At 38.5% G+C, this 18200-nt stretch carries 15 protein-coding genes and 1 tRNA gene; 8 read left to right on the top strand and 8 right to left on the bottom strand.

Annotated elements, in window-relative coordinates:
* Positions 1 to 43: 43 nt before the first annotated feature.
* Positions 44 to 937 carry an NAD(P)-dependent oxidoreductase gene (locus BN1354_RS09945; protein ID WP_053827005.1) on the bottom strand — a complete coding sequence of 298 codons (894 nt, stop codon included), beginning with the start codon at positions 935 to 937 and terminating at the stop codon, positions 44 to 46.
* Between the two features lie 147 nt (positions 938 to 1084).
* On the opposite strand from BN1354_RS09945, the gene BN1354_RS09940 reads away from it, so the two are divergent.
* A tRNA-Ile gene (locus BN1354_RS09940) sits at positions 1085 to 1158 on the top strand.
* Between the two features lie 117 nt (positions 1159 to 1275).
* Here BN1354_RS09940 and BN1354_RS09935 read toward each other — a convergent pair.
* The 7 genes from BN1354_RS09935 to BN1354_RS09905 all read right to left on the bottom strand — a co-directional run bounded on the left by BN1354_RS09935 (position 1276) and on the right by BN1354_RS09905 (position 8699).
* Positions 1276 to 2733, bottom strand: a complete 1458-nt coding sequence (locus BN1354_RS09935) for an MFS transporter (protein ID WP_053827004.1) — start codon at positions 2731 to 2733, stop codon at positions 1276 to 1278.
* Between the two features lie 40 nt (positions 2734 to 2773).
* A complete protein-coding gene (locus tag BN1354_RS09930) occupies positions 2774 to 3442 on the bottom strand; it encodes a bifunctional 4-hydroxy-2-oxoglutarate aldolase/2-dehydro-3-deoxy-phosphogluconate aldolase (RefSeq protein ID WP_053827003.1) in 669 nt (222 codons plus the stop codon).
* An 11-nt stretch (positions 3443 to 3453) separates the two neighbouring features.
* Positions 3454 to 4491, bottom strand: coding sequence for a sugar kinase (locus BN1354_RS09925; protein ID WP_053827002.1), 1038 nt, complete (start codon positions 4489 to 4491; stop codon positions 3454 to 3456).
* Between the two features lies 1 nt (position 4492).
* Positions 4493 to 5641 carry a DUF4861 family protein gene (locus BN1354_RS09920; RefSeq protein WP_074010760.1) on the bottom strand — a complete coding sequence of 383 codons (1149 nt, stop codon included), beginning with the start codon at positions 5639 to 5641 and terminating at the stop codon, positions 4493 to 4495.
* A 21-nt stretch (positions 5642 to 5662) separates the two neighbouring features.
* Complete coding sequence (locus BN1354_RS09915) at positions 5663 to 6454, bottom strand: gluconate 5-dehydrogenase (RefSeq protein WP_045090614.1); 792 nt, start codon at positions 6452 to 6454, stop codon at positions 5663 to 5665.
* A gap of 46 nt (positions 6455 to 6500) precedes the next feature.
* Complete coding sequence (kduI, locus tag BN1354_RS09910; protein WP_045090615.1) at positions 6501 to 7343, bottom strand: 5-dehydro-4-deoxy-D-glucuronate isomerase; 843 nt, start codon at positions 7341 to 7343, stop codon at positions 6501 to 6503.
* Positions 7344 to 7628: 285 nt separating this feature from the next.
* Entirely contained in the window at positions 7629 to 8699 is a 1071-nt protein-coding gene (locus BN1354_RS09905) for a substrate-binding domain-containing protein (RefSeq protein WP_053827001.1), read from the bottom strand.
* A 265-nt stretch (positions 8700 to 8964) separates the two neighbouring features.
* Between BN1354_RS09905 and uxaC the strand changes: the two genes are divergently transcribed.
* The 7 genes from uxaC (at position 8965) to BN1354_RS09870 (ending at position 18055) form a co-directional block, all read left to right on the top strand.
* A complete protein-coding gene (uxaC, locus tag BN1354_RS09900; RefSeq protein WP_053827000.1) occupies positions 8965 to 10374 on the top strand; it encodes a glucuronate isomerase in 1410 nt (469 codons plus the stop codon).
* A gap of 94 nt (positions 10375 to 10468) precedes the next feature.
* Positions 10469 to 11281 (top strand): SDR family oxidoreductase, encoded by an 813-nt coding sequence (locus BN1354_RS09895; RefSeq protein ID WP_045090618.1) that lies wholly within the window; start codon positions 10469 to 10471, stop codon positions 11279 to 11281.
* A gap of 16 nt (positions 11282 to 11297) precedes the next feature.
* Entirely contained in the window at positions 11298 to 12377 is a 1080-nt protein-coding gene (locus BN1354_RS09890; RefSeq protein ID WP_045090619.1) for a sugar kinase, read from the top strand.
* A 15-nt stretch (positions 12378 to 12392) separates the two neighbouring features.
* On the top strand, positions 12393 to 13847 hold the full coding sequence (gene gnd, locus BN1354_RS09885; RefSeq protein WP_053826999.1) for a decarboxylating NADP(+)-dependent phosphogluconate dehydrogenase: 1455 nt from the start codon (positions 12393 to 12395) through the stop codon (positions 13845 to 13847).
* A 14-nt stretch (positions 13848 to 13861) separates the two neighbouring features.
* On the top strand, positions 13862 to 15145 hold the full coding sequence (locus BN1354_RS09880) for a nickel-dependent putative hexonate epimerase (RefSeq protein ID WP_045090621.1): 1284 nt from the start codon (positions 13862 to 13864) through the stop codon (positions 15143 to 15145).
* Between the two features lie 89 nt (positions 15146 to 15234).
* Positions 15235 to 16656: a Gfo/Idh/MocA family oxidoreductase gene (locus BN1354_RS09875; protein ID WP_053826998.1), complete on the top strand. Its 1422-nt coding sequence runs from the start codon at positions 15235 to 15237 to the stop codon at positions 16654 to 16656.
* 40 nt (positions 16657 to 16696) lie between these two features.
* A complete protein-coding gene (locus BN1354_RS09870) occupies positions 16697 to 18055 on the top strand; it encodes a 3-keto-disaccharide hydrolase (RefSeq protein WP_053826997.1) in 1359 nt (452 codons plus the stop codon).
* The last annotated feature ends 145 nt before the right edge of the window (positions 18056 to 18200 follow it).

Below are 18200 nucleotides of genomic sequence, written 5' to 3'. Positions count from 1 at the left end.
GATTAACTAGTCAGCGTAGAGCAGAATTAGTTTCAGTTTTCTGTCAAATATTTATCCCTGTAAATTCCGAAAGGTTATCTAACACCTTCTCGCTTAATCGGTCAAATGCCTGCACTGTTCTGCCGGAAGAAACCTCCATACACCTTGTTTTGGGGTGATTTAACAGATGCTCACCACCTAATGCACCAACAGTGTCACAATAGCATAAATTATCACCTTCAAGCCATTTTAAAAATGGTTCTTCATCCCATGCGGGTGAGAGTCCTGTATTAAACAGAATCTTTCTGTCTCCCATTTTTGTAAACTGTTCGGCATGCATCAGGATAGTGTTTTTATTTAGACAACAGCAGATTACTTCACTCTCTGCCAGCAGTTCGTCTAGTGTAAGATAACGATACCCCTTAGCTTTTGCATCATCTTTCTCACTTCTTGAATAGTAACTAATATCTGTACCAAAAAAATGTAAAGCATCGGCTATCATACCTCCTGATTTGCCAAGTCCAACTATACCTGCTTTAAGCCCTGTTATTTCTCTGGCAACACCATCCCAGGGGGACTGGCCAAAACCATGAAGGCAGCGTACGAGTTCACTTATTACATATTCAACCACTCCTTCGTCACCGTAGTCTCTTATTCCTGTTACAGTTATTCCTCTGCTATTTGCATAAGAAATATCAACATTGGCGCTTTCCGGAGAGTATAGAGAGTTGCACATTCCTATATATTTAATATTAGGGCATTTTTCCATTGCTGACCGGCTGAGTTGTGTCGTATAGCTTAGTAATACAGCATCGGCATCTCCTATTCGGTGTGCAATATCTGCGTCATCCTCCGGGATATTGGTGTGCATAATAACCTCTTCTGCAAATAATTTCAACTTCTCCTCCGCTGACGGAATTAATCCAACAGGCTCTATGGCAACTATTTTTTTAAACATATATTCAATAAAAACATTTTTAATAAGACAAATATACTCAGGTAAAATCTGATATTAGAATTTAAATATAAAAATAAAAGTTGCTCCATATTTGGAGTTTTAACGAAAAAGTAGTAATATTGCACCCGCTTTTGTCAAATGACAAACGGTCCCATAGCTCAGTTGGTTAGAGCACCTGACTCATAATCAGGGAGTCACTGGTTCAAGCCCAGTTGGGACCACAACTTATTAGTAAAAGGATTGGATTAAAGTCTGATCCTTTTTTTATGATTGCCACAATTATCAAACAAAATATTAAAACATGTGGCACCCACTCTTAATAAGCCCCATCATTATAATTACATTTCGGTGATAAGCTGATATTTAGGTACTAATGTTTTCATTATGCTCCAGCCAATCAGATAGGCAAATGCGCAAATCATGAAAATAATGAAGTAACCTGATTCAATACCCTCAAATCCCATAAACTTTAGATTTGTGTTTGCTGTAAAATCAAACAGTATGCCCGATCCCTGGTTAATCAAATAAGATCCAAGTCCACCTGCCATTCCTCCAATTCCGGTTATTGTTCCTACTGCATATTTCGGGAACATATCACTTACTGTAGTGAAAATATTTGCTGACCACGACTGATGTGCAGCAGCTGCAATACCTATTATTATTACAGGAAGCCATACCGATATCTGTCCTAATGGCTGAGCAAATAGGATTAGTATTGGGAACATGGCAAATAGCAGCATGGCTTTCATTCTTCCTAGATATGGATCCATTTTCTTTTTTCTCATGAAATATGCCGGGAAGAATCCTGCAGTAAATATAGATATCATGGAAATAGCATACACAAGGAATACATGAGGGGCACTTTGTGTTGAGTCCAGGTTATATACTGATTTCAGGTAGGCAGGTATCCAAAACAGTAGAAACCACCATACACCGTCGGTCAGGAACTTACCAATAGCAAAGGACCATGTTTGCCTGTGTCTGAAAGCTTGCCTGAAAGTAACTTTCTTCCCTGCATTGGAGTCTATTGAGGTTGATGATACTCCGTCTATCTCATCATCCTGATTTATATATGCCAATTCAGCACTATTTACCCTTTTATTTCTTTCCGGTTTTTCATAGATAAATACCCAGCATCCCATCCAAACAAAACCAAGAGCTCCAATAACAATAAAAGCCATTTCCCATCCCCAAGCTTTTGCTATGAAAGGAATGGTCAATGGTGCAACTAAAGCGCCAATTTGGGCTCCTGCATTAAACAGACTAGTTGCATATGCCCTGTCTTTTTTAGGGAAATACTCAGCTGTAGCCTTAATTGCTGCCGGGAAGTTTCCCGCCTCACCTATAGCTAGAACAAGTCGGGCAAATATAAAAAGAGTCACACTTACTGATACAACAAGAGAAACATCACCAACAGCAGATATTGCTTCACGGGCACCTGCAAAACTTGTTGTCCAACTGCCGGCAACTATGCCGGAAGTAACTAGTCCGCAGAATGCATGAATTACGGCACCTACCGACCATACACCAATAGCCCACAGATAACCTTTTTTTGTATCCAGTCGGTCTACAAACTTCCCGGCAAATAGCATTGAGATAGCATAGAAAAGTGAAAACAGACCAGCCACCGTTCCATAGTCGCTGTTTGTCCAGTGAAACTCAGGAGCAATAAAGTCGGCCCATGTAAGTGACAAAACCTGTCTGTCAAGATAGTTGATAGTTGTAGCCAAAAACAACATAAGACATATTGTCCAGCGTTGATTGGTCATTTTTGTTCTCTCGTGTAGTTTATTCATGATTTAATTTTATCTATTGTTTTTCATTAAATTACATTCACTATCTGGTTTGTTGTATGATAGAAATGCATTCCCGGCATAATTGAGTAATCTTTTCCCAGTTACCATTTTCAATCACCTCTTTTGGGAAAAGCTTAGACCCGATTCCAACACAGGTGACACCTGCTTTGAACCATGCTGTAATGCTCTCTTTAGTTGGTTCCACTCCACCTGTTGCCATTACTTTGGTCCATGGCATAGGCCCCTTTATATTTTTTACATAAGCTGGTCCACCAACATCTCCTCCTGGAAATATCTTCACAATTTCAGCTCCAAGCTCCTGGGCAAGACCAATTTCAGTTGTAGTGGCACATCCAGGGGAGTAAGCTATCTGTCTGCGGTTACATACCTTGAATATATCCGGGTTGAGCATAGGGCCAACTATAAAGTTTGCCCCCATTTGTATGTAAAGGGATGCTGTAGGGGCATCAACTATAGACCCTGCTCCCAGTATCATTTCAGGGCACTCTTTATCTACCCATCGAATTAACTTTGCAAATAGATCATGAGCAAAATCACCTCTGTTCGTGAATTCAAACAGTCTGACTCCACCCTTATAGCATGCATCAACTACATGTTTCGCGATCTCAAAATCTGAATGGTAAAATAGAGGTATTATACCTGTATCCTCCATTGTCTGATATACTTTAATTCTGGAAAATTTAGCCATAGTTTTCTGTTTTATCTGACAACCCTGCCTGAGCTGTTACCCTTCATTAATGTTTCCACCTCAGATACAGACACTAAATTAAAGTCACCATATACAGTATGTTTAAGAGATGAAGCAGCAACTGCAAAGTCGAGTGCTTTCTGATCATCATCCCTGTATGTAAGCAAGCCATATATCAGGCCTCCCATAAATGAATCTCCTCCTCCAACCCTGTCTACGATATGTGTAATATCATATCTTTTTGATTGATAGAATTTATCTGAAAAGAGGCATCCACCCCATCTGTTGTGATTAGCATTTATGGAACCACGAAGTGTAATGATTACTTTTTTTGCTCGGGGAAATCTTTCCATTATCTGTCTGCATACAGACTCAAATTCTTCAGCATCTATATTTCCTCCTGTATGTTCTGACTGAAATCCTTCTGGTTTTATACCGAACATTTTCTCAGCATCCTCTTCATTGCCAAGAATTATATTACACCCTTCAACCAGCTGAGGCATAATCTCAGCTGCAGATTTACCATATCTCCATAGGTTTTTACGGTAATTGAGATCGCAAGAGACAGTTATTCCCATCTCATTAGCTGTTTTTACAGCCTCAAGACAAACATCGGCGGCACCTTGTGAGATTGCCGGTGTAATACCTGTCCAATGAAACCATGATGCATCTTTTAATATCTCTTTCCAGTTGATCATTCCTTTCTCTACTTCTGCAAAGGAGGAGTTTGCCCTGTCATATATAACTTTGGAAGGGCGTGCTACTGCTCCTGTCTCAAGAAAGTAAATCCCCACTCTTTCACCTCCTCTAAGTATGTGCCTGGTTCCCACTCCATATTTTCTAAGGTCAGAAATGCACCAATTGGCAATATCATTCTCGGGCAGACGGGTAACAAATTCAACAGGAATACCATAGTTTGCGAGTGATACTGCTACATTAGCCTCTCCTCCTCCAAAGGTTGAAATGAGAATTTCAGACTGAATGAATCTCTTATATCCCGGGGTGGCTAGTCGTAACATTATTTCACCAAATGTAACTACTTTCTGCATATTACTTGATCTGTGTTATGAGAGGGTTATCGATTATCTCTTTCTGTCTTTTCAGAAACTCCTTCCATTTTTCAAAGCTATTGAATCCTGCTTTACTCCACCCTCCTCCGGCATAATAACTGTATTCATCTCCAGGCTTATAACTATTTATACCCAGGTAGTGGCCATTTGAGACTTTAATAACATCAAACCTTTCAGGATTGATAGCAGCGGTGTAAATTGTTCCGTTTATTGAATCTGAGGGAGTTTCATAAGCAATAATACCTTTATTGTCTCCATAAATTGCATCTGATTCAACCATTTCAGGGTTCTCCTCAGGAATAACTATTCCGGTTGCCAGATCTATAATTTCACTGTTGGTATAGAAAATATTGGTTACTCTGTTAAAATAAGAGTAAGCATCCAGAGAAATTACACGGGTCTCCACTATCTCATTGTTTCCTGCAAAATAGGGTTCGTATGTCAATCTGAAAGTGATCCTTAATGGTCCATTATCCAGTATTTCATAATTAATAAAATTATCACCTAAACAGAGAGTATCATTAAAAAATGGAGCAGTCATTCCAAGACCCAGCGTCCTGCCCACCTTATAGAAGTCCAGTCCTTCTCCATTATCAGTATGATATGAAGCTATATTTGACAAATCATTCTTATACCACTTATCAATTATCAGTTCTTCAGTCTTTTTTGCCCAGAAATCCATTCCATTGCTAATTTCGCCTGTAGACTTGAGTGCCGGACCGTATATCCTGAATGCAGTACGGTTATTCTCCCATGCAAAATCATCTTTTCTCTCCGGTACTAATCTGCCATATACAAGTGGCTCAAACTGTTCCGGCTGACCCTTGGAAATAGTATAAACCGATTCCCCTTCTGCTTTTACGGATACAGGAAAAATAATCGACTCAATATTACTTCTGCCATTTATAATCAGCTGATATATTACCTGTTTTTTGTTTATGTCTGTAACAATTACTCTCTCTCCCTCTTTTATGGATAGTATTTCCTGAACCCTATTCCATTCGATCTCTGTAATCTCATTATCTCTGTCAAATGGACTCGGATTTTTAATTACAACATCAATCTTATTATGTCCCGTTGTGCAACCTGAGATAATTGCTATTAAGATTATAAGTAATACTGTTCTCATATTTTATAAGTTTATGGAACATTAAGGTTGTCTTCCTATATAAGCTAGAATACCGCCATCGACATATAATATGTGGCCATTAACAAAGTCAGATGCCCTGGAAGCCAGAAAAATTGCCGGACCTGAAAGATCTTCAGGTATACCCCATCTCTCTGCAGGTGTTTTTGAGATTATAAATGAGTCGAAAGGGTGGGGACTACCATCTGCCTGTTTTTCTCTAAGTGGTGCTGTTTGTGATGTAGCAATGTAGCCTGGACCAATTCCATTTACCTGTATATTATATTTTCCCCATTCAGCTGCAAGTGTTCTTGTGAGCATTTTCAAGCCTCCTTTTGCAGCTGCATACGCAGATACAGTTTCTCTGCCCAGTTCACTCATTAATGAGCAAATATTAATTATTTTACCTCCCCCACGTTTTATCATTGCAGGAGCAACTGCTTTTGATAAGATAAAGGGGGCAACAAGATCAACATCAATTACCTCTTTGAACTCCTCCACTTTCATATCTACAGCAGGTATGCGTTTAATTATTCCGGCATTATTCACTAAAATGTCTATCTCGCCAATTTCTCTGATTATGACATCAATCATATTATTAACAGCAAACTCATCTCTAACATCACAAACAAATCCAAATGCATCTATTCCAAGTTTGTGATATTCCTCAATTCCCTTTTTCATAGAAGATTCATTTGAGCTGTTGAATGCAATCTTTGCTCCTGCATTGGCAAGTGCAACCGCCATTTGAAAACCAATCCCATGGGCAGCACCAGTGACAAGGGCAACTTTATTCTTTAAAGAAAAAATATCCATAAATATATTATTCCTTGGTTTGTGTTATACTCTTCATGAGTATTGATTATTTAAGATCTGTGATTTTTGAGAAATCCTGATCTCCATAGTCCAGATTTTCTCCCGCCATACCCCAGATAAATGTATAGTTAGATGTTGCTGCCCCTGAGTGAATAGACCATTCAGGAGAAATAACAGCCTGATCACCTTTCATCCAGATATGCCTGGTTTCCTGCGGCTCGCCCATGAAATGACATACAGCCTGACCTTCAGGTACCTCAAAATAGAAGTAGGCTTCCATTCTGCGCGAATGTGTATGAGCAGGCATAGTATTCCAAACACTTCCGGGTGCAAGTTCAGTCATCCCCATCTGAAGCTGGCATGTTGGCAATACCTGATTAACTATCATCTTATTTATAATTCTATGATTAGCGGTCTCAAGCGACCCCAATTCTGCAACTTCAGCATCTGCCCTGGTGACTTTTTTGTCAGGCCAATTACGATGAGCTGTGGCTGAGTTGAAGTAGTACTTAGCAGGAGTGGAAGGATCGATGCTCTCAAAATATACTTCTCTGTCACCAGCTCCTAGATAAAGTGCTTCTTTATAATCCAGTTCATAAGATGTGTCACCGACTTTAATTTTTCCTTTTCCTCCAACATTAAAGATGCCTATTTCACGATTACGCAGGAATATTGGTTGCTTGAGTGGATCTATCGATTCAAGTTGCAGATTTTCTTTCACTGGCATTGCTCCTCCTACTACAAGACGGTCATGCATTGAATATACCATATTTACTTCGTCAGCTTTAAATAGGTTTTCGATTAAAAACTCTTTTCTTAATCTTTCAGTATCATAAGATTTTGCATCTGAAGGATGTGCTGCATACCGTAGTTGATAATTTGTTTTCATATGATAAAAGTTATCGATTCAATATTAGCTTAAAATGCGGTATCTGTATGCTAAAGTTTAGCAAGAAATGTGTACGTACACAAAAATACAAATTATTCTTAATCGGACAAGTTAAATAGGAAAAATTTTAAAAAACAGTGAAGATTTGCAATTATAAGTGTACCTACCTCTTACTTTGCTCTTATATGAGCCTTACCTGCTCCTTTGATTCCTTATATGAATAAGGAGCTGGAAAGACCAATTCAGGGGTTAGGGTATAATCTGATAGATATTAGTTAGTAATAATCAGCGAAGTAAATTGTTGAATCTTTTATAATATTCTATGGTTTCCTTAGTAATGATATCAAGCTGCATATAATTTTCTAAAGTAACACTTTTCCTGAAAATCAGATATTCAAGCAATGTTTTCATTGCATAAAATCCCTGATATTCCGGGCCTTGACCGATAAGGAAATCGATTTTTCCATTTTTAAGGGCAGCACTATTTGGGATAGTCACATCCATGCAAATTACCTTTACATTCTCTATACCATTATTTGCCAGATATTCAGAAACAATGCTGCCTTTTGAGTTCATAACTACGATACCACCTACATTTTCATGATTTTTAAAGAAGCTTGACAGATGTTTTTCATTTTCTTCCGGTTGTGCAACCGAAAAAGGTATTGTTATAACCTGATTATTCTTTTTACCTTCATAGAGATAATCAGTAAAACCTTTTTTTCTTAGGATGGTGGTATTAGCACTGCAGTCACCGGTTCTTACAGCCTGTAAAAGTCCAATATTTGCCTCTTCTGGTATAATTGATGTAATAAGATGAGCTATGAGTCTTCCCACCTTATAATGATCTGCAGAAAAGAATGCCAGTGGTGAAGTCTCTTCTATTGTTGAGTCAACGAAAATATAAGGTATGCTCCTCTCATCTAATTCATTACACAACTCTATGGTCTCTTCTTTAAAAGTAGGTCCAATTATTAATGCATCCATATCAAAACTGGAAATCTTTTCGAAGACATTCCTGCAAGAATAAATGTCATACTGATTGTATGTATAAACATGGAGATCTACCTTGATATTCTCATACTCTTCAAGAGCGTTACGTATGCCATTGTGTATACTTTCCCAGTATGCACCTTCAGAGAACTGGGGGGTTGTAACAACTATTCTGTATTTTCTTTTAAGAGATAGTGAAGATACATGCATGTTGGGTTTATAGTCAACCTGCTCAAGAACTTTTTCAACTGCCTTGCGGGCATCGTCCGAGACGTTCCCCCTATTATGTAGTACCCTGTCAACCGTTCCGGCTGAGACACCTGCCATCTTTGCAATATCTTTTATACGGATTTTCTTTTCCATTAATAGTTGCTGATATATAATAAATTATAACCTGTTTAACTTAAAATTGATAAAAATGAACATTAAGGGTATAAAATTAAGTTTTTGATTTTGTAATATTCAAATTATTTGTACATTTGTGTACGTACACAAAAATAGATTTAATATTTCATTTATAAAACAAATATTGAAATATTTTTCATACTACTTTTCAAGTTTATGTTTATTACTCATTAATTGATTTTCGTTACATAATCAGCACAGTATCCATTTTAATTTTTACCATATGAAAAATTTTATACATGAAGACTTTCTACTCCAAACAGATACTGCCAAGTATTTATATCATGAACATGCTGAGAATCTGGGTATAATCGACTATCACTGTCATCTTAATCCTAAAGAGATTGCAGAGAATCATCAATTCAATAGTATTACAGAGCTTTGGTTGGGGGGTGATCATTATAAATGGAGATTGCTCAGGGCAAATGGTGTTGATGAAAAATATATTACCGGTGATGCAACTGATTGGGAGAAATTTGAAAAATGGGCAGAGACTATTCCTTATACTATGAGGAATCCTATGTATCACTGGACTCACCTGGAACTTAAACGTGTTTTTAATATTGATAAACTATTAAACACTGAATCGGCTCGTGAAATTTTTGATAAAGCAAATGAGATGCTGAAGAGGCCCGAATTTTATGCACGTGGACTTATGAAGAGGTTTGGCGTTGAGGTAGTTTGTACAACTGACGACCCGCTGGATTCACTTGAATATCACAAGCAGATAAAGGAAAGTGGTTTTGAAATTAAGGTTTTACCTACCTGGCGTCCGGATAAATCCATGGCTGTTGAAAATGGTGAGGTCTTTAGAAAATATATAGAAGTATTAAGTGAGGTATCCGGTATAACAATAAATTGTTTTAATGATTATCTCTCAGCACTAAAAAATCGCCATGATTATTTTGAGTTAAACGGTTGCAAGTTAGCTGACCATGGTATTGATAATTTTTATTCTGAGCCATGCACAGAAGAGGAAGTAAACAGGATATTTGATAAGATTTACAGTGCAAAAGAGATTCTTACAGGTGAGGAGGTTCTGAAGTTTAAATCAAAGATGTTATATGAAAATGCACTTCTGAACAATTCTAAAGGGTGGGTGCAGCAGTTTCATTATGGAGCTATCAGGAATAACAACAGTAAGATGTTTAAGCTTTTAGGGCCTGATTCCGGCTACGACTCAATAAATGATGTTAGTGATGTAGCCCTTTCATTATCGCGTTTTTTTAATTCTTTAGAGAGGGTCAACAGTCTTGCCAAATCAATCATATATAATCTGAACCCAAGAGACAACTACCTGATTGCATCAATGATAGCAAACTTTCAAGATGGCTCAGTTCCTGGAAAAATTCAATTTGGCTCAGGCTGGTGGTTTCTTGACCAAAAGGATGGAATGGAAGATCAGATGAATATTCTTTCTACGCAAGGACTGTTAAGTCGCTTTGTAGGGATGTTGACAGATTCACGAAGCTTTGTTTCTTATCCACGTCATGAGTATTTCCGCAGGATTTTATGTAATCTTATAGGAAAAGATGTGGAGAATGGACTGCTGCCTTCTTCCGAGATGGATTTTCTTGGAAAGATGGTTGAGGGGATCTGTTATTACAATGCTAAAAGATATTTCAATTTCTGATCTATCGCTTTTGGAGGACTGTTTTGCGAAATAGTGGAATCTGAGCAAAACAGTATCCTATAAATTTGCAGTAAAAACTTTTAAACATATATCTATGTACGAATTGTTTAATATAAAAAATAGAATAATTGCTATTACCGGAGGTACCGGTGTATTAGGTGCTTCAATGGTTGAGTATCTCGCGGCTCACGGTGCTAAAGTAGCTGTTTTGGCAAGAAACAAAGAGAAAGGAGATAAGCTGATACATAGAGTTATAGCAGATGGAGGAGATGCTGTTTTTCTTCAGACTGATGTGACGGATGAGAAAATCCTTGAACATAATGCACAGGATATTGTAAACAGATATGGAAAGGTTGATGTATTGATTAATGGTGCCGGAGGTAATATGCCGGGAGCTACAATTGGACCGGGAAGTACAATATTTGACCTGAAAAGTGATGATTTCAGGAAGGTTGTGGATCTTAACCTTATGGGTACTGTAATCCCTACTCTTGTATTTGCAAAACATATGGTAAAGGAGAAAAAGGGAAATATAGTAAATATCTCGTCAGCTTCTGCATTGCGGCCTCTTACTCGTGTAGCTGGTTATGGTGCTGCTAAAGCAGCTGTTACTAATTTTACAAAATATTTAGCAGGAGAGCTTGCAATAAAATTTGGTGAAGATTTTAGGGTAAATGCCTTGTGTCCCGGATTCTTTATTACAGAACAAAACAGAGCGCTTCTGACCAATTCTGATGGATCTTACTCCGATAGAGGAAATACCATTATTGCTCATACACCATTCCGCAGATTTGGTCTGCCCGAAGATCTCCTTGGAACACTTCACTATCTTGTAAGTGATGCTTCCAGATTTGTGACAGGAACGGTAGCAATAGTAGATGGAGGATTTGATTCTTTTAGTATCTGAATAAATTATCACTGTTATGTCTCTTAAATTAAGAAAAGAATTCAAATATTCACTGGTTGTACCCACAAGTATGGGGGTGAGAATAACACCTGTGAACAGTCAGCCTGTACAAAGCACCAATATGTTTCAGATGCAGGCAACAAGTGCTGAAACAAATGTTGCAAGTATTTCCTCATATCTGGGATTGCCGGTTAAGGTGTTGACTAACTTTGTAAAGGGAAGTCCGATAGCCTCATTTATTAAAGCTAACCTGAGGGCAAGAAATATGGAGTATGAAGGTCCCGAAGTTCCACAGGGTGGGCCATGGGGTTATCGTCATCAGTTCAATATTGCAGACAGTGGATTTGGATTAAGAGGTCCTCGTGTTCATAACGACCGTGCAGGTGAGGTGGGAAGAGTGTTGAATGTTAAGGATTTCGATCTTGAGCGGTTATTTATGAAGGATGGTGTTCAGATTGTGCATCTTTCCGGATTAATTGCTGCATTATCGCACGAGACAAGTGAGTTTTGTCTTGAAATAGCTCGTTTCGCGAAAAAACATGGAACAGTTATATCATTTGATCTTAATTACAGGGCCTCTTTTTGGGAAGGTAGAGAGGATGAACTCAGGAAAGCTTTCACAGAGATTGCTTCTCTTTCTGATATCCTGATAGGAAATGAGGAGGATTATCAACTCTGTTTAGGTGTTCAGGGACCGGCAGCGGGTGGCGAAAATATTGAAGATGCAATTGGTGCATTTAAAGGTATGATTCTTAATGCAAACAGAGCTTTTCCTAATGTAAAGGTCTTTGCTAATACACTAAGGGAAGTGATTAGCGCCAATGAACATCTGTGGGGAGCAATTGTTTATGAAAATGAAAGATGGCACGAGGCTCCGCTAAGGACAATTAATGTGATTGACAGAATTGGAGGAGGTGACGGATTTGTAGGCGGGTTACTATATAGTATACTAAAAGGTATGGATCCGGAAAAGTGGATTCAATTTGCCTGGGCAAGTGGTGCCTTAGCTACAACTTTTCTGACTGATTATGCTCAACCGGCTGATGAAAATGTAATTTGGAGTATCTGGGAGGGTAATGCAAGGGTTAAGAGATAAATAAAAAAAAATAATATGAAAGAAAAAGCAGATATAGGACTGATAGGTTTAGCAGTAATGGGTGAAAATCTAGTCCTTAATATGGAGGATAAAGGTTATACAGTTTCTGTTTTTAACCGCACTGTAGATAAAGTAGATGCATTCGTTAAGGGTCGTGGTAAAGGTAAAAAATTTATTGGGGCCTCTACACTTGAAGAGTTTGTTGATTCAATAGAGAGACCAAGAAAAGTGATGTTGTTAGTGAAAGCAGGTAAACCTGTTGACGATTTCATAGAAAAACTTATTCCTTTGTTGGAGCCGGGTGATATTATAATAGATGGAGGAAACAGTCATTTTCCGGACACTATGCGTAGAACAGAGTATGTTGAAAGTAAAGGTCTTTTATATATAGGTTCTGGTGTATCCGGAGGCGAAGAGGGTGCATTAAAAGGACCCTCTCTTATGCCTGGAGGCTCATCTGAAGCATGGCCTCATGTGAAAGAGATATTTCAGGCCGTAGCCGCAAAGGTTGATAATGGAGTACCTTGCTGTGACTGGGTAGGAGAGAATGGAGCTGGGCATTTTGTGAAGATGGTGCATAACGGAATCGAATATGGAGATATGCAGATTATCAATGAAGCTTATCACCTTATGAAAGATCTGCTGGGTATGGATGCTTTTGAGCAGCACGAAGTTTTCAAAAAATGGAACCAGGGAGTACTGGACTCTTATCTGATAGAGATAACAACTGATATATTGGCATATAATGATGAAGATGGCTCTCCATTAGTAGAGAAAATACTTGATACTGCCGGTCAGAAAGGTACAGGAAAATGGACTGCCGTAACTGCATTGGAACTAGGTATTCCTCTCACTCTTATTGGAGAGTCTGTTTTTTCAAGATGTCTTTCTGCACAGAAAGATCTCAGGGTAAAAGCATCTAAGCTATTAACCGGTAAAAGTCCTGATTTCAAGGGGGATAAGGAGCAGTTTATTAATGATCTTGAACAAGCAATTTATGCATCTAAGATTATCTCATATGCACAGGGTTATGATTTGATGATGGAGGCTGCAAAAGAGTATAAGTGGAATCTCAATTATGGAGGTATTGCACTTATGTGGCGAGGAGGATGTATTATACGTTCCCGATTCCTTGGAGATATTAAAAATGCATTTGACAATAATCCTAAGCTGGAGAATCTGTTGCTCGACCCATTCTTTAAGGATGCAGTTCAGGTAGCTGAAGAGAGCTGGCGCAGGGTATGTGCAACAGCGCTCTTGAATGGAATTCCTGTGCCTGCATTATCTTCCGCTTTAGGGTATTATGATGGTTTCAGAAGTGAGCGCCTTCCTGCAAACCTATTGCAGGCTCAAAGAGATTATTTCGGAGCTCATCAGTATGAGAGACTTGATAGTCCGCGTGGAAAATTCTTTCATACCGACTGGACTGGCAGGGGTGGCAGCACTGCTTCCACTACTTATGATGTATAAACATATCAAAAAAGATGATTTATTTCGAATATGGCTCCACTCAGACAAGTTTATCGAATGATGATCTTAGAAGAGGACTAACTAAGGCATTGGATAGATTGGGTGAACGGCATAAGGTGCTTGCCGTTCCGCCCGATTATACTCGCCTGCCAAGTAAAGCGGGAGAACTGACCAGATTTTCATGGGAGTATTATGGTGAGAGGCTGACAGATATTCTTCCTGCACTTGGGACACACACTCCAATGACTGACAGACAGATAACCCATATGTTTGGTGATATACCAAGGAGCCTGTTTAGAGATCACGACTGGCGAAATGATGTTATGACTCTTGGAGAGGTGCCATCGGAGTATGTGAAATGGATTTCCGAAGGCAGGGCTGACTTCTCATGGCCTGCTCAGGTTAACAAACTTATTATAGAAGGAGGGTTTGACCTGATACTTTCTATTGGTCAGGTTGTACCTCATGAAGTTGTGGGAATGGCTAATTACAATAAGAATATTCTTGTAGGAACAGGTGGAAGTGAAGGTATTAATAAAAGTCACTATTTAGGTGCAGTTTATGGTATGGAGCGAATGATGGGGCGCTCAGATACTCCTGTTCGCCGTGTATTCAATTATGCTACAGAGAAATATCTGGCTGAATTGCCAATAGTATATGTTCTTACCGTTGTAGGAGTAAACAGTAAAGGTGTTGAGCAAACTTTTGGTCTTTTTATAGGTGATGATACGGAAGTGTTTGACAGAGCAGCCAAACTGTCACTTGAAGTCAATTTTGTGATGGTGGATAAGCCTCTGAATAAGGTGGTTGTCTGGCTCGACCCGGAAGAGTTCAAGAGTACATGGCTTGGAAATAAATCAATTTATCGTACCAGAATGGCAATTGCTGATGGGGGTGAACTAATTGTGATTGCACCAGGATTGAAAGAGTTTGGAGAAGACAGGGAGATTGACAGGTTGATACGTAAATATGGTTATCATGGGACACCATTCACACTAAAGGCAGTATCAGAAAATAGTGAATTAAGAGAGAATCTGAGTGCTGCAGCGCATCTTATTCATGGATCTTCAGAAGGAAGATTCTCTATTAAATATTGTCCAGGTAAAGAGTCATGGAATCTTACAAAAGAGGAGATCGAAAGTGTGGGATTTGAATATGGTGATATTGATGAAGCAATTAAAAAATATAATCTTCCATCTCTGAAAGAGGGATTTAATATAATTCCCGGAGGAGAAGAGATATATTATATTTCTAGTCCGGCTTTAGGTCTATGGGCTTATAAAGATCGGTTTAAATAACAAGAAGCATTTTACACAAATTGGGATTACCAATCTATTGAGTAGGATATAAATACCAGAGAATCGAAAGACAATAATTTAAAAATATCATGACAACAAGAAGAGATTTCATAAAAAGTGCTGCTCTGGCTTCAGCCGGACTGGCAATTGGTTCTGTTAGTAACAAAATGAATGCAGCTAGCTACAGTAGAATAGTGGGAGCCAATAAGAAGATTAATCTGGCACATATAGGAATAGGAAACAGAGGCTGGGAGATTATAGAACAGTTTGATAATACAGGTCTTGCAAATGTGGTGGCTCTGTGTGATGTTGATTTGGGTGCTGAACAGACAAAAAAAGCACTTGCAAAGTTTCCTCACGCCAGACGATTCAAGGATTTTAGGGAGATGTTCGATAAAATGGGCAATGAGATTGAAGCAGTAGCTATTGCAACCCCTGATTTTGCTCATTTCCCCGCAGTTATGATGTCAATGACCTATGGAAAGCATGTTTATGTTGAGAAACCACTAAGCAGAACCTTTTATGAATCAGAATTATTAATTAAAGCTGCTAAGAAGTATCCGAAAGTTGTCACACAAATGGGAAACCAAGGTCATTCTGAAGCCAACTATTTCCAGTTTAAAGCATGGACTGAAGCTGGAATAATTAAGGATGTTACTGCAATTACTGCTCATATGAATAATGCCAGACGTTGGCATGGATGGGATACAAATATAAAGCATTTCCCAGCAGCTGAGCCTATACCTGAAACTCTCGACTGGGATACATGGCTGATGTCACGTGGCTATCATGCTTACAATAAAGATTTTCATAGTGGTCAGTGGCGTTGCTGGTATGACTTTGGAATGGGTGCTTTGGGCGACTGGGGTGCGCATATTATTGATACTGCACACAGATTTCTTGATCTTGGTTTGCCTGAAGAGATTACTCCTTTGAAGCTTACAGGACATAATGATTTCTTTTTTCCGATGTCAAGTACAATTGAGTTTAAGTTTCCTAAGCGTGGTGATATGCCTCCTGTAGTAATTACATGGTATGACGGAGTTGATAATATTCCTCCTGTTCCTGAAGGTTATGGAAAGATGGAACTTGATCCAAATATTCCAGCAGTAGCAGGAGGGAAGATACAGCCTGCCAGATTAAATCCGGGAAAGGAGATATATAGTAAGGAGTTAACATTCAAAGGTGGATCACATGGAAGCATCTTAACTATTATACCAGATGAAAAGGCTAAGGAGTTGGAAAAGAGTCTTCCAGAAGTTCCGGAAAGCACCTCTAATCACTTTGCGAACTTCCTTCTTGCCTGTCAGGGAAAAGAACAGACCAGGTCACCTTTTGAGATCTCAGGCCCTCTAAGTCAAGTATTCTGTCTTGGAGTAGCAGCACAGAGGTTAAATAGAAAAATAGTTTTCGACAGGGATACAAAACGAGCAACAAATGATGCTTTTGCCGATGCTTTCCTTATAGGAGAGCCTCCCAGAAAAGGCTGGGAAGATTTCTACAAAATTTAATGATGATGAATAACTGATAAATAAATAAAAACATAAAACAATGAAGAAAAACATTTTAATGTTAATTGCTGTATTTATGATATTAGCTTCATGCAAGCAGCAAGGCCCGGAATGGAAAGATCTTTTTAATGGTAAGAATCTTGATGGATGGGTGAAATTGAATGGTACCGCAGAATACAGGGTTGAGGATGATATGATTGTAGGTGTTTCCGAGATGAATACACCTAACACATTTTTAGCTACAACTGAGACCTACGGTGATTTTATTCTTGAGTTTGATTTCAAGGTTGATGATGGTTTAAATTCAGGTGTACAGTTCAGAAGCTTAAGTTTACCTGAATACAATAATGGACGTGTGCATGGATATCAGTTTGAGATAGATCCATCAGATCGCTCCTGGACAGGTGGAGTTTATGATGAGGCACGGCGTGGTTGGATTTATCCTATGAACTACAATCCTGAAGGTGAGAATGCATTTAAAAAAGGAGAGTGGAACAGTGCCCGCATTGAAGCTATTGGTAATTCAATACGTACATGGGTTAATGGTGTTGAATGCGCTAATTTGCTTGATAATACAACTACAGAAGGGTTTATTGCATTGCAGGTGCACTCTATCAATAATGAAGAGTTGGCCGGCAAAACTGTATCCTGGAAAAATATTAGAATTCTCACTGACAACCTGGAGCAATATAAAACGCCTGTGAATAGTAAAGTGAAGCAACTTAATCAGATTGCCAATACAATTTCTGAGCTTGAAGCATCAGAAGGTTGGGAGCTGCTTTGGGATGGTAAAACAACCAACGGATGGCGTGGAGCTAAACTTGATGAGTTCCCAGAGAAAGGCTGGGTAATAGAAGATGGAATCCTTAAGGTTCTTAAAGGAGACGGTGGTGAGTCAACAAATGGGGGTGATATAGTAACAACAAAGCCTTATAAAAATTTTATGTTGAAAGTTGATTTCAGAATCACTGAAGGTGCTAATAGTGGAATAAAATATTTTGTTGATACAAATTTAAATAAGGGAGAAGGTTCAGCTATTGGATGTGAGTTTCAGATACTTGATGACAGGAATCATCCAGATGCAAAATTAGGGATAAATGGTAACAGAACTTTAGGTTCACTTTATGATCTTATTGCTGCCCCCGAAGATAAACCGTTTAGAAGTGGATTTTTTAATACAGCTATGGTGGTTGTGCAGGGAAACCATGTTGAACACTGGCTAAATGGTGTAAAGATAGTTGAGTATGAGAGGAATACTGAAGAGTGGAATGCACTCGTACAAACAAGCAAATATAAGGATTGGCCTAATTTTGGCAACGCTGAAGAAGGTCTGTTGCTTCTTCAGGATCATGGAGATGAGGTATGGTTTCAAAATATAAAGATTAAAGTACTTGAGTAATATAGCAGATCGACAGGGGGATATTTAATTATCTCCCTGTTTTTTTAGTCGTCAGAAAAGATATCGATATTCCTTATCTATCATAAAATAAATCTCTTACAACTTATAAAACAGAATAAAATAAGCATTAAATAATAATATCTGT

The sequence above is a fragment of the Lascolabacillus massiliensis genome, from assembly GCF_001282625.1.
Classification (GTDB): Bacteria; Bacteroidota; Bacteroidia; order Bacteroidales; family Dysgonomonadaceae; genus Proteiniphilum; species Proteiniphilum massiliensis.
Note: the sequence above shows the minus strand (reverse complement) of the source record. Positions and strands in the feature narration are given on the sequence as shown.